The sequence below is a fragment of the Paenibacillus thermotolerans genome, from assembly GCF_028745515.1.
Classification (GTDB): domain Bacteria; phylum Bacillota; class Bacilli; order Paenibacillales; family YIM-B00363; genus Paenibacillus_AE; species Paenibacillus_AE thermotolerans.
This window is the reverse complement of sequence record NZ_JAQZSG010000012.1, coordinates 59,502-72,362: the sequence shown is the minus strand read 5'-3', so window position 1 is coordinate 72,362 and position 12,861 is coordinate 59,502. Positions and strand designations below refer to the sequence as shown.

Here is a 12,861-nt window from a genome sequence, read left to right as displayed (position 1 = left end):
CGTCAACACACCTAGATGTAACGTTACAATGTGTAAAGTCACGTTACTTACTTTTTTATAATGTATTATTCAACTAGCCGACGCAATTTGTCAATTACAATCGAATCGAACAATTTCCCTTTGAATCTTCTATTATGGTTCGATATAATCGTAACGTTACAAATTGTATCGATAAATCATGTTATAAATGAGGTATAACCGGGTGATGAAATCGCGAGTAACGATGCAGGCGATTGCCGATAAGCTTAACATCTCGAAAAATTCAGTCTCGCAAGCGCTTGCGGGAAAAGACGGCGTCAGCGAGGAAACGCGCCGATTGGTCGTATCGACCGCTATGCAAATGGGTTATGTTTATCCCGGACAAGGCGCATCAAATAAAAACGAAGCACGGGGGAAGGCGGCACGCGTCGCGCTTATTTCGTCCGATTTCGCTTTCTCGCAGCAGTTTTTCGGGGAGATTTGCTTAACCATCGAGCAGGAATGCTCGAAACACGGCCTGCAATTAATGATACAATCGATATCCGATGAGGCGGTCGCAAGTCTTCTGCTGCCTTCGTTCCTTTCGACGCCGTCCGTCGACGGCGTGCTCGTTTTATCGCACTTAAGCACCGATTATTTGAATGTCATTTTATCGAGAGGAATTCCTGCCGTGATGATCGATCATCACGATCCCGACATTCGGACGGACTGCGTCTTGACCAACAACCGTTTCGGCGCTTATGAAGCGGTACGGCATTTAATACGGTTGGGGCACAAACGTATCGGATTTATGGGCAACACCTCTTTTTCTCCAAGCTATCGGGAACGGCTGGACGGTTATAGGCTTGCGCTAGAAACGTACGGAATGTCTGAGGACAAACGTTGGATCGAAACGGCGGCGGAGGAGGAGCCGGCTTTCGTTGAACGCTATATAAGCGGCTTGAAAGAAAAGCCGAGCGCATGGTTTTGCGTGAACGACGGGCTCGGATTTATGGTCACCTCGTCGCTTCGGCAGCTCGGCCTGCAAATTCCGAAGGATGTTTCCGTATGCAGCTTCGATAACGGCCGGCTGTCCCGCTTGACGAATCCGGCTACGACTACGGTTACGGTGGATTTAAAGCAGTTTGGAAGAAAAGCCGTCGAACTGCTGCTATGGAGAATGAATAACCGGGATGAGCCGCATGTGGAGGTGTTGCTCCCTGCGTCGCTGATCGTGCGCGGCTCTTCCGCATCGCCTAATTCTTAAACGCTATATAAACAATTCCGCAAGCAGCTCGTAAGATCGGACGCGGGAGGCGAAATCGTACGTGTTCGTCACGGCGATCAGCTCGTCCGTTCCATAATCTTCGGCAAATTGCAGCAGCTGCTCCTTTACCCGCTCCGGCCCGCCGACGATCATCCGCTTGCGGTTTTCGCGGATGCGCATCCGGTCCCAATCGGTATACCGGTACGCAATTGCCTCCTCGTAAGACGGAAAGCTCGTGCGGAACTGCCCTTGCTCGAACAGCAGCAGCCGCAAATCGAGCGGCGCCGCAAGCCGCTCCGCCTCCTCGTCCGTATCCGCGCATAGGACCGTCACGCATACGTTGACGCGCGGCTCGGAGCCAAGCGGACCCGGCATGTAGTTCCGCCGGTACGCCCGCACCGCCTCTTGGCCGCCGTCGCCGTTGATGAAGTGGGCGAACGAGAACGCCGCGCCAAGCTCCGAGGCAATCCTCGCGCTTACATCGCTCGAGCCGAGCAGCCACATCGCAGGCGCCGTTCCGACGACAGGCGTCGTTACGAGGCTGCCGAAGCGATGCTCGGGATCCAGATTGCCCTGCAAAAACCCCGCCAGCTCCGTCAACGCCCCCGGGAACTGCTCGTCGCGAATTTTATCCCGGCCGTAGCGCAGCGCTTGCGAAGCAAGAGGCATGCCTCCGGGAGCCCGACCGATGCCGAGATCGACCCTCCCGGGGTACAATGCCTCGAGCACGCGAAATTGCTCCGCCACTTTGTACGGGCTGTAGTGCGGAAGCAGCACGCCGGCCGAGCCGATGCGGATCGAGCTCGTATGCGCGCCGACGGCGGCGAGCAGCACCTCCGGCGCCGAGCCGGCCAAGCCCGGCGTATCATGGTGCTCGGATACCCAGAACCGGGTAAATCCGAGCTTTTCCGCTAGCCGTGCGAGCTGAATCGTATGCCGGAACGCATCAACCGCCGTTTCCCCCGCCGGCACGGGTGACTGATCCAATACGCCAAGCTTCATGCGTCCTCACTCCTTTATTTCATATTATACACGCAGAGGAAACATAGCGCTCGCTAAAACTAACAATGTTAGTTTGGAGATGAGACAATTAGGAAGCAATAGGCCGGCAGACTGCTATGCCATGCTTTTCATGAAAACGATCGTCACGCACGTTCCTTTCCCTACTTTGCTTTCGATTCGCAATTGTCCGCGGTGCTCTTGCACGATTTTATAGCACATCATAAGACCGAGCCCCGTCCCTTTGTCCTTCGTGCTGTAGAACGGTTCCCCGAGTCTGGCGAGCCGTTCCTCCGGAATTCCGCACCCTTCGTCTTGAATGAGCACGATAACCTGATCGGAGCTGCCGGAAAATACCTCTATCGTTACGTTTCCGCCTTCCGGCATCGCTTCAATCGCATTTTTGACCATATTGATGAACATTTGCTTGATTTGGTTGCCTTCGCATTCTACGACGGCCGGCTCGTCCGAATGATTCATCCGGATCGCGACATTGTTTAGCAGCGCCTGAGATTCAAGCAGCGTCATGACATCCTTCGCGATTGTGACCAGATCGTTCCTTCGATATTGGGACGCCTGCGGCTTCGCAACGATCAACAGCTCGTTCACGATCGTATTGATCCGCTCCAGCTCGCTTAACATGATGTCGAAGTACGGATTTTCTTGACGGCCCCGTTTCATAAATTGAACGAAGCCTTTGAGCGAGGTCAGCGGATTGCGGATTTCGTGAGCGATTCCCGCGGCGAGCTGGCCGATGACCGAAAGCTTTTCCGCCTTCTGAAGCATTTCCTGGGTCATTCTCTTTTCCGTAACGTCCAGCAGTATGCCGAGAATAGCCGGCCTGTCGTCCACCGTAATTAACGTTCCGCTTACTTCCAAGTCCACAAGGCCGCCGTCTTTGCGGATGCCTTTGATATGAATGGCGGGTCCCGGCTCGCCGCGGTATAAGCGGGCAATATTTCGAAGCAGCAGCGAAATATCCTCAGGCACAACATATTGCTGGAGAGGCGTATCGATAAAATCTCCGGGGTTGTAACCGAAAATATGCGCCATCGACGGATTCGCATACGTAAGCCGGCCGTCCTGCAGCATACATATTCCGAAAAAAGCCTCCTCAACGAGCGTACGGTATTTCGTTTCCGCTTCCTTCAATGCGTTCATCGTTCGGGTCTGCTCCGTTATTTCTACGCACGAAGCGATCACCTCGATCACATCGCCGCCGCTGCCGCGGATCGGCTGCAGCGACGCCAAATACGCGATGGAGCCGAGCTTGCCTTCGAATTGAACGTTTTCTTCCCCCGACCATGCCCGTTCGTAATAAAGCCGCTTCTGCGACGCCATTTCTTCGCTTAAAAAGTCCTCGAGCCGCTTTCCGACGATCCATTCGCTCCGTAGCCCCATTTTGTCCAACATTTTGCCTCCGCAAAACGTGTGCACGAACGCGCCGCCGATTTTACGGAAGGTGAACATGGCGCCTTGCTGCTTATTTAACATTTCGGTGTACGAAATGGTAGGCTCCGGCGCTCGCATGTACTGCAGCTCGACGCACCTGCGGGAGGAGGAAAGCTGACGGACCCGGCCGCGCAGCCAAACGGTTCGCCCGGAAGCGTCGGCGACCCGAAATTCAGCTTGTTCCGCCGCTTTAGTCAGACCGTTTGAAAGCAGCTCCAGCAATTCGGGAGGCAGCATCCGCTCGGAAAGCCGGCCGGCGGCGTTCTGTTCCGTTATGCCGAGCATGCCGCAAGCCATCGAGTTCATGCTGCTTAGCCGACTGCTTTCGTCCAGCACGACGATGCCGATGCCGCGTTCACTCAAAATATTCTCGTACAAATCCAAAAGCTCGTTCGTTGACAAAGGCATGAAGGCGCCGGCACCTGCCTTGGGATGTATTTTATTTCCATTGTAAATGCCGCTCTGCGATATGTAAACGAATGTTAACGTGCGTCAACTACGGAACTCGGACCGTACCTTTTTTCCCGTTAACGCGCACGTTCGTCCAGCCAGCCGATCATATCCCGAAATACTTCATCGCGATTCGTTTCGTTCAGCATTTCGTGCCGTCCGCCGGGGTACAGCTTGATCGTAACGTCCTCGATGCCCAGCTTTCGGAACGTGCGGTACAACCGAAGCACGCCTTTTCCGTTCTTTCCGAGAGGGTCCCGATCGCCGGAGAGCAGATGAATCGAGAGCTTTTTCGGTATGCGCTCCAATTGTTCCATCTTGTGAATGTCCCTTAGCCCTGTGAACAGGTTGTAATAAAATTGCGATGTGGCGGTTACCCCGCAGTACGGATCGTTAATATATTTATCCACTTCCTCCGGATCCCGGCTCAAAAAATCGTATTCCGTTCTCGTCGGCCGGAAGGAACGGTTGTATCCCCCGAATGTCAGCGCCCTGAGCAATTTGCTGCGATAATGCGGTCCTTTGCGCTTCATTTCCCGCTTCGCGAGGTAAACGCCCGCATGAATGATCGGCCCCATATTGCCGCTCGCCGCACTCAATATAACGCCGCGTATCGTATCGCCGTAATCGCTCGCGTACCGCTGCGCCAAAAACGAGCCCATGCTCTGTCCGAACAAAAATAGAGGCGTCTGCGGATACCGCTCGCGGATGATGCCGTTCAATCGGCGCATATGCTCCACCATCCGCCGAAAGCCGTCGTCGCCGCTCGTCCCTACCAAGCTTACATCGCCGGCCGTTTGGCCGTGACCGAGATGGTCATTGGCGTATACGGCGTAACCGGCCTCGGTCAGCGCCGACGCGAACCGCTCGTACCGGGCCGCGGTCTCCACCATCCCGTGGGCAATTTGCAAGGCGCCGCGCAACGGAACGCCTTCATCGGGAAGCCAGCTGTATACGAATACGGCTTGCCCGCTCGGATCCGTAAATGTAAACGTTTGCGAAATCATGCGTCCTCCTCCTTCAACGCCGCACAAGTCCAAGCAACATTTACTATCTCATACATCGTCAACATACGTAAACCGTATATAAGTAAAAAGACCTCCGCCTTACAACATAAGAGGAGGTCTTCCTTATGGCGTTACTGTGCCAATGCTTTCTCTACTGCTCCTAAAACCCGATCCGGCTGGAACGGCTTCACGATAAAATCGCGGGCTCCCGCTTGGATGGCCTGCAGCACCATCATTTGCTGCCCCATGGCGGAGCACATGACGACCTTCGCGTTCGGGTCCTTCTTGCGGATTTGCTTCAGCGCCTCAACGCCTTCCATCTCGGGCATCGTAATGTCCATCGTAACGAGATCGGGTTTCAGCTGCTGATACATTTGGACGGCTTCGAAACCGTTCGCAGCCTCTCCCACGACTTCATGCCCGTTTTTGTGCAAAATGTCCTTCAACATCATCCGCATAAACGCCGCATCATCCACAACAAGCACTTTAGCCACGATAATCCTCTCCCGGTTGACTGAAGCTCTCATGGAGAGCATAACGGCTGCCGCGCCCGTCTACAACAACAATTGAAGCGCGCAAATCGTTCGAACCGTGCGTTACTTGCTCAGCGACTCCTCCGCCGCTTGAATGAGCCGGTAGAACGCATCGTCGCTTTCTTCAAGATATTCCTCGACCTTCGTAATTTGCTCTTCGCTGCCCGAATCGTTCAAGAAGTGGAGTCCGTACTCGTAATCGTCGCCCGTTTCGCTAAAGAGGGTCATTTCGTAAGGAATGGAGTGCCCCTCCACCTGGAATTGCACGGTTCCCGCGTACCCTTCTTCATTTTTTGTCATGCTCGCATTCAAAATGGTAATGTCCATCTCCAAACGCTTCCCTTCATCAAATTGTTCTCCAACCATCATCATATCCAATCAACCCGTTCCAAAACCGCTGTAGAGGGCGGCAATTCCGGAGGCGGCGTCCTTCACGGCTTGCCGAAGCTCGGCAGGCTCGACGACGATGAGATCCGTCCCGAGACTGAGAGCCGCGCCGCAGGCATATTCCGGCGTTTGGAAATCGACGGCGGCGGTTGCCCATTCCCCCTCCGTCCCGATCACCTGCACATTCACGAAACGTATGAAGCTTAAACGCCGGATGGCGGCCGTCTTCACCCTGACCGTCGCGGGATACTTCGGTATGTTCGACCGAAATTCTCTCGTCGAGCGCTCCCAATAGTCCGCCAGAGAGAAAGCGGCCGGGCGTTCGAATGCGGCGGCGCCCTCCTTCACGTCCAGCACTCTGGACGCCCGATACGTGCGGATTTCGCCGTCGACGGCGCCGACGATATACCAGACGCTGCCCTTGGCCACTAATCCGAGCGGATGCAGCTCCCGCTCCACCGTCTCCTCCTCCCGCGCATACCGGATGACGACGGTCTTCTCGTTCCAGACGGCATCGTACAGCGCCGGCAAATGCGGGAATCGTTCCATCGACTCCGTCCACCCGGCGCCGTCGATATGGATTTTTTCCTTCACCGCATTCGCCTCCCGGCGCGACGACGACGTTAGTCCCGCCGCCGACAATTTGTCGAGCAGCCGCTCGGACTGCCTGCGTATGCCCAAATCGTCGAACAATCGGGACATCTGCGCGAGCAGCAGCAGCCTTACGTCCTGCTCGCTCATCCCGTTCAGCGCGGTGCGGTATCCTTCCGAAAGTCTCCAGCCTCCGCCATAGCCGCGATCGGCATATACCGGAACGCCCGATGCGGAGAGCGCCTCCATATCGCGCGAAACGGTTCGCTCCGATACTTCAAGCCGCTCCGCAAGCTCTTTGACCGTCCATCGTTTGCCCTCCTGCAAAAGCAGCAATATCGTGAGCAGCCGATCGGCGCGCAACGTCACATCCTCCTCCTTCTTTCCCCATTTCACGCGGGATATGTAATCAACATCATTTTATCATACAAATATGACAATAGATGTCTTATTCATTGCGATATGGTAAAGAAGCACACAAAGAGTAGAAAAGGAGTCGATAAGACATGTCCGCACAAAAACCGTTGCAAGGAAAAGTAGCCGTCGTGGCGGGGGCGACAAGAGGAGCCGGCCGCGGCATCGCGGTAAAGCTGGGCGAAGCGGGGGCGACCGTATACGTAACCGGCCGCAGCGTACGAGGAGCGCCTTCGAGCATGAACCGGGCGGAAACGATCGAAGAGACGGCCGAGCTCGTCGCCGCCGCCGGAGGAGCAGGCATACCGGTAAGAACGGACCATACGAAGGAGGAAGAGGTCCGCGCCTTGTTTGAGCAAGTGAAGCGCGAGCAGGACGGCCGGCTCGATGTGCTCGTGAACGATGTCTGGGGCGGAGACCCGTTGTCCGAATGGGACAAGCCGTTCTGGGAGCATTCGCTGGATAACGGTCTTCTCATGCAGCGGCAGGCCGTCCATTCGCACATGATTACGAGCTATTACGCCGCGCCGCTGATGATTGCCCGCGGCAGCGGCCTCATCATCGAGATTACGGACGGCGAAGGCTATCATTACCGTGGAAATTTATATTACAGCCTGGCGAAAATAGGTGCGGTACACCTTGCCGAGGCGATGGCGGCCGAGTTGAAGCCGCATAACATTACGGCGCTGGCGCTTACGCCCGGGTTTCTGCGTTCCGAGTACATGCTTGACCACTTCGGCGTGACGGAGGCGAACTGGCGCGACGCAACGAAAATCGACCCGCATTTTATCGCCTCGGAAACGCCCGCTTACATCGGGGCGGCCGTCGCCGCGCTATGCTCTGACCCGAATGTGGCGGCCAAATCCGGGAAATCGCTCAGCACATGGGGCTTGTCCGAGGAATATGATTTTACCGACGCGGACGGCACGCGCCCGCACTGGGGAAACTATTACAAGAGCTTGAACCTGTAAGAAATTCGATGGCATGCGATTTCGGGCGCACTTAACGGAACGCGGTGTCCGCTAATTCGCGGCAATCGGCGCGATTCCACGAAATAACGGAACAAGATGTCCGCTAATTTGTTGAAAAGTCAAAAAATCGAGAGAAATACCCGTGTTAGCGGTCAACGCGTTCCGTTAATTCGCCGAATTATGTAAACTAGCCCGTTTTAGCGGTCATTCGTTTCCGTTAGTTGCGGGCACTGTCAGGCGAAGCGCCGGGCCGGGCAGCAGTTTATAAACCGTGGTAAAACTCGATCATCGAAGCAAGCAAACTTCCGTCCACCGCTTCGCCCGTGTCGGCGCTCAGCCTTTGCTGCAGAGCGCCGCACTCGTCTTTTTGCCCTCCGTCCGCACCTTTATCCTGCATATGATAATACAGCAGCAGCTCATAATGGCCGATATGCGTATCCTTCAAATGGTTGTCGATCGCGAGCGCAACCTCGTCCGCCATCCGCAGCCAATGGTTGAACCGTTCCTCCGAAAGCCGCATCATCGGCTTGATATGCAAATGCAGCCCCGATTCGTAATCCTCCACCGAACGGCCGAACGAATGGCCTACGCCGTTGCGCATTTTGCGCAGCTCGTTCAGCTCCTTCACATGCTCCTTCAGCTTTGCCGGCGCTTCGCCGAACATTTTTTCGTAAAAGGCCAGACGGTTGTTCCAATCTCCCTTCACCAAATGAACCGAATACTCGGCATAGCTGTACCCGGGCCTCGATTTGAGCAGCGCGGCTCCGTCAATCGCGCCCGGAGCTCCGATGATGACGCCCGGATTCGACTCGATGGCGAGCGCGCATATTTTGCGAAGGTACAGCTCCATGTAGCCGTTGATCGCCATGGCCGCCGACAGCCGCACCCAGTTGTTGAAATCCTTATAGTTGTGCTCCCATTGATCCAGCGTAGCCGGAACATGCTTCGAATATTTGGACGTTTGGCCGAACACCGACGTCGGCTTTATCCGTTTGTCGGCTTTCTTCACGATGTTCCGCGTCCGGTGAGCGGCGATCATATGAGCCCAGTACAAGCTTTGGATTTCGGAATGATGTTTTTTAAAAAGACGGTAAGCAAACGTATTTCCGCTAGTGCATTGCCATCTGGGAAACATAGCAGCATCCTTTGGTGTTATTTATCGTATCACCAATTATGCCCAAAGAAGGCCCGAACTTTTCTTGCGAAAGTTCGGGCCTTCTTCATTTTTGATCCCATGTGTTTCCGCCGTCGGCGCTTTCGTAAACGGAATAATCGAACGTCACGACGGCAAGCCGGTTCGGGTCGGCATGCGACGCGCGCAAGCCGATCGGCTGCTCCCCGCCAAGATCGATTCCGATCGGCTCCCACGTCTTGAAGTCCCGGGAGCGTCGGAAGCCTTCGGAGCCGTAAATGATGACCTCTCCGGCAGGGAGAGTGTAAGTATAATACACCGGCTTGTCCACATAGGCGATGACCTCGTTCTTGTTTTGGCCGAAGCTGTATTGCCTCAGGCCCGCTTCGCTCGCTACCAGAAGCGCGTTGCCGCCGGGAGCGACCGACATCGAATAAGCGTCCGGCGCGATCGTGCCCGCCAAATTCCACGTATCGCCGCCGTCTGTGGTCTCGTACACATTGTTTTCCTGCTGCACGAGAAAGACGTACAGGTGCTTCGAATCATTCGGATCCTGGGCCAAAATATGGGCATCCGGCACATCCGGCTTCGGCGCGTTCGGCATTCCGTTCTCGATCGGCTTCCACGAGGCGCCGCCGTCTTCCGTCCGCTTAACGAAGCCGTGTCCCGAAATGTACATGACTTTCGGTTCGTTCGCGTTCACGTAATAGCCCATGACGTCATTGTCTGCGATCGCCGGAACGGTCCGAATCCACTTGCCGCCGTTATACTCATACATTCCCGTATGAGTTCCGATCCATAGCGTTCGGCCGTCAGGGGAATAGCCGAACGTATGCGGATGCGTCGGGCTCTTCTTCGTCAGCACATTCGGGTCCGGTTTATGGTTCGCGTTCACGATAATCGCAATGACCGACACGAGGACGAACAAACCGATCACGATGCCGAAGATCGTGCCCGCACCGATTTTAGAGCTTTTGTTGTTATTCGCCATCGTTCAGCTCCTTTCATCCATTTCGTTCCACATTTACTGGGATACTCTAATATTTTTTTTGGAGGTTGCCGCAGCAAATATAGCCGCGCCGACCGTTTGCATGAACACCTTCGTGAGCATTTGGCCGGCAATCGCATATCCGACAAGATCCCAGCTGAGGAAGCCCGCGCCGATGGGCGACAACCCGATAACCACGAACAATATGCTGTCCACCATTCCGCCCGCCGTGCCGCTGTATAACACCCTTCTTGCCATCGGAAGCTTAAGCCGTGTGTAAATTTCCGTATCCGTCGTCTCGGACACAATGAACGTTACCGCAGACGCGAACACGATCCAAAGCGTATCGCCAAGCAAGTAGGAGCTGATCACCGAAAGCGCCAAAGCCGCGATAATCGCAACATACGTGTTGCGGCGTCCGACGGCTTGCTGCACGAGGTCGCGCAATATAAAGGTAGCTCCGATCAGGAAAGACCCCGCGGGAATGATCAAAAAACCGAGCTGCAGCGGAGCGTAGGACGCCGTTACAACGTTAGCGGAAACGATCGACAACAAATACAGAACGATAAAACAAGCGGTAAACCTTTTGGACATAAAAAAATCTCCTCCCTTTTCGTAGCGGCTCATGAGTCCGGTATGAAAAGAAGACAGAGATTGCGGGAACCTGCTTCTCAAGCAAAAAACAAAGAAACGGTGCGGCTCGAACGCCGGCAACGTTACTTCTTAGTTTTTTATAGAGGGAGTTCGCGAACCTCTCCTAAGGCGAATGGCCTTAGATTTCTTCTTTTTCCATCATGACTATAACACATTTCGCAATAATTTCAATCGCAGGTTGGAACAAAAATGTTCTGAAATCTTCCGTAAAATATGATAGACTACTTTAAAAATAGGTATGCGGGATGGGGGAGAACATTCTAATGGTGAAAAAAATGCGTTCAGACATGATCAAGAAAGGGTTTGACCGGGCGCCGCACCGCAGTTTGCTGAGAGCGGCCGGCGTGAAAGAAGAGGATTTCGACAAGCCGTTTATCGCGGTTTGCAACTCTTACATCGACATCGTTCCCGGACACGTTCATTTGCAGGAATTCGGCAAAATCGTTAAGGATGCCATCCGCGAGGCGGGCGGCGTGCCTTTCGAATTTAATACAATCGGCGTCGACGACGGGATCGCCATGGGGCATATCGGCATGCGCTATTCGCTTCCTTCGCGCGAAATTATCGCCGACTCGCTGGAGACGGTCGTATCGGCTCACTGGTTTGACGGGATGGTTTGCATCCCGAACTGCGACAAAATTACGCCGGGGATGATGATGGGCGCGCTTCGCGTGAACATCCCGACCGTATTCGTCAGCGGCGGCCCGATGAAGGCCGGCAAGACGAGCGACGGACGTTCGATATCTCTCTCCTCCGTATTTGAAGGCGTCGGCGCATTCCAAGCCGGCAAGATCGATGAGAAAAGCTTGACCGAGCTTGAACAATACGGCTGCCCGACTTGCGGCTCCTGCTCCGGCATGTTCACCGCGAACTCGATGAACTGCTTGGCGGAAGCGCTTGGTCTTGCGCTGCCGGGCAACGGAACGATTCTTGCGGTTGCGCCGGAACGCCGCGAATTCGTCAAGAAATCCGCGCAGCAGCTGATGGAGCTTATCAAGATGGACTTGAAGCCGCGCGACATCGTGACGATCGAAGCGATCGACAATGCGTTCGCGCTCGATATGGCGATGGGCGGCTCCACCAATACGGTGCTTCACACGCTCGCGCTTGCGCATGAAGCGGGCATCGACTACCCGATCGGCCGCATTAACGAAGTGGCTGCGCGCGTGCCGCACCTTGCGAAGATTGCGCCGGCCTCGGACTGGCATATCGAAGACGTGCACAACGCCGGCGGCGTGAGCGCGGTGCTCAATGAATTGTTGAAGAAAGAAGGCGCGATCCACGCGGACCGCATTACGGTGACGGGACGCACGATCCGCGAGAACGTGCAGGATTCGCCTGTTCTGAATAACGACGTCATTCGTCCGATCGACAATCCGCACAGCCCGCAGGGCGGTCTTGCCGTATTGTTCGGCAATCTCGCTCCGGACGGCGCCATCGTCAAGGTCGGCGCGGTCGACAAATCGGTCGGCGGCTACCACAGCGGTCCGGCAATCGTGTTCGAATCGCAGGAAGAAGCGCTTGCCGGCATTGCGAACGGCAAAGTAAAAGAAGGCCATGTCGTCGTCATCCGCTATGAAGGACCGAAGGGCGGACCTGGCATGCCGGAGATGCTCGCTCCGACGTCCCAAATCGTCGGCATGGGTCTCGGCGCGAAGGTCGGCCTCATTACCGACGGCCGTTTCTCCGGCGCGTCGCGCGGCATCTCGATCGGCCACATATCGCCGGAGGCTGCCGAAGGCGGTCCGATCGCGTTCGTCGAGGACGGCGATATGATCGAGCTCGACTTGAACAACCGCCGCATCGAGCTGAAGATCAGCGACGAAGAGCTGGAGCGCCGCAGAGCGAACTGGAAAGGCTTCGAGCCGAAGGTGCGCACGGGCTACCTGGCGCGCTACTCGAAGCTCGTTACTTCCGCTTCCACCGGCGGCGTGATGAAGATCTAAACGGAATAACCTCAACATCTGCTGAAATCGGCAGGTGTCGAGGTTCTTTTTTTTGAATTAACGGTAACGGATGTCCGCTAAAATCGGTTAGTTTACATAATATCCCTATTTA

At 55.2% G+C, this 12,861-nt stretch carries 12 protein-coding genes and 1 riboswitch; of the genes, 3 read left to right on the top strand and 9 right to left on the bottom strand.

The window, feature by feature from the left end; all coding sequences use genetic code 11:
- The first annotated feature begins 205 nt into the window (after window positions 1-205).
- Window positions 206-1,225, top strand: coding sequence for a LacI family DNA-binding transcriptional regulator (locus tag PT964_RS12125; protein ID WP_274363682.1), 1,020 nt, complete (start codon window positions 206-208; stop codon window positions 1,223-1,225).
- A 3-nt stretch (window positions 1,226-1,228) separates the two neighbouring features.
- On the opposite strand, the gene PT964_RS12120 is transcribed toward PT964_RS12125, so the two are convergent.
- The 6 genes from PT964_RS12120 to PT964_RS12095 all read right to left on the bottom strand — a co-directional run bounded on the left by PT964_RS12120 (window position 1,229) and on the right by PT964_RS12095 (window position 7,007).
- Window positions 1,229-2,227: an LLM class flavin-dependent oxidoreductase gene (locus PT964_RS12120; RefSeq protein WP_274363614.1), complete on the bottom strand. Its 999-nt coding sequence runs from the start codon at window positions 2,225-2,227 to the stop codon at window positions 1,229-1,231.
- Between the two features lie 114 nt (window positions 2,228-2,341).
- On the bottom strand, window positions 2,342-4,084 hold the full coding sequence (locus tag PT964_RS12115) for a PAS domain S-box protein (RefSeq protein ID WP_274363613.1): 1,743 nt from the start codon (window positions 4,082-4,084) through the stop codon (window positions 2,342-2,344).
- 119 nt (window positions 4,085-4,203) lie between these two features.
- The gene (locus PT964_RS12110) at window positions 4,204-5,133 is read right to left on the bottom strand and encodes an alpha/beta hydrolase (RefSeq protein WP_274363612.1); all 930 of its coding nucleotides are present in this window, start codon (window positions 5,131-5,133) and stop codon (window positions 4,204-4,206) included.
- Between the two features lie 131 nt (window positions 5,134-5,264).
- Window positions 5,265-5,627 (bottom strand): response regulator, encoded by a 363-nt coding sequence (locus tag PT964_RS12105; protein ID WP_274363611.1) that lies wholly within the window; start codon window positions 5,625-5,627, stop codon window positions 5,265-5,267.
- A 102-nt stretch (window positions 5,628-5,729) separates the two neighbouring features.
- Entirely contained in the window at window positions 5,730-6,038 is a 309-nt protein-coding gene (locus tag PT964_RS12100; RefSeq protein ID WP_274363610.1) for a hypothetical protein, read from the bottom strand.
- A 6-nt stretch (window positions 6,039-6,044) separates the two neighbouring features.
- Entirely contained in the window at window positions 6,045-7,007 is a 963-nt protein-coding gene (locus PT964_RS12095; protein WP_274363609.1) for a helix-turn-helix transcriptional regulator, read from the bottom strand.
- A gap of 143 nt (window positions 7,008-7,150) precedes the next feature.
- On the opposite strand from PT964_RS12095, the gene PT964_RS12090 reads away from it, so the two are divergent.
- A complete protein-coding gene (locus PT964_RS12090) occupies window positions 7,151-8,029 on the top strand; it encodes an SDR family oxidoreductase (RefSeq protein ID WP_274363608.1) in 879 nt (292 codons plus the stop codon).
- 262 nt (window positions 8,030-8,291) lie between these two features.
- On the opposite strand, the gene PT964_RS12085 is transcribed toward PT964_RS12090, so the two are convergent.
- The 3 genes from PT964_RS12085 to PT964_RS12075 all read right to left on the bottom strand — a co-directional run bounded on the left by PT964_RS12085 (window position 8,292) and on the right by PT964_RS12075 (window position 10,743).
- Window positions 8,292-9,164: a hypothetical protein gene (locus PT964_RS12085; RefSeq protein WP_274363607.1), complete on the bottom strand. Its 873-nt coding sequence runs from the start codon at window positions 9,162-9,164 to the stop codon at window positions 8,292-8,294.
- Window positions 9,165-9,249: 85 nt separating this feature from the next.
- The gene (locus PT964_RS12080) at window positions 9,250-10,152 is read right to left on the bottom strand and encodes a WD40/YVTN/BNR-like repeat-containing protein (protein WP_274363606.1); all 903 of its coding nucleotides are present in this window, start codon (window positions 10,150-10,152) and stop codon (window positions 9,250-9,252) included.
- A gap of 33 nt (window positions 10,153-10,185) precedes the next feature.
- Window positions 10,186-10,743 carry a VUT family protein gene (locus PT964_RS12075; protein WP_274363605.1) on the bottom strand — a complete coding sequence of 186 codons (558 nt, stop codon included), beginning with the start codon at window positions 10,741-10,743 and terminating at the stop codon, window positions 10,186-10,188.
- Between the two features lie 123 nt (window positions 10,744-10,866).
- A riboswitch (PreQ1 riboswitch) is annotated at window positions 10,867-10,910 on the bottom strand.
- Between the two features lie 168 nt (window positions 10,911-11,078).
- On the opposite strand from PT964_RS12075, the gene ilvD reads away from it, so the two are divergent.
- A complete protein-coding gene (ilvD, locus tag PT964_RS12070) occupies window positions 11,079-12,749 on the top strand; it encodes a dihydroxy-acid dehydratase (protein WP_425262712.1) in 1,671 nt (556 codons plus the stop codon).
- Window positions 12,750-12,861: the final 112 nt, after the last annotated feature.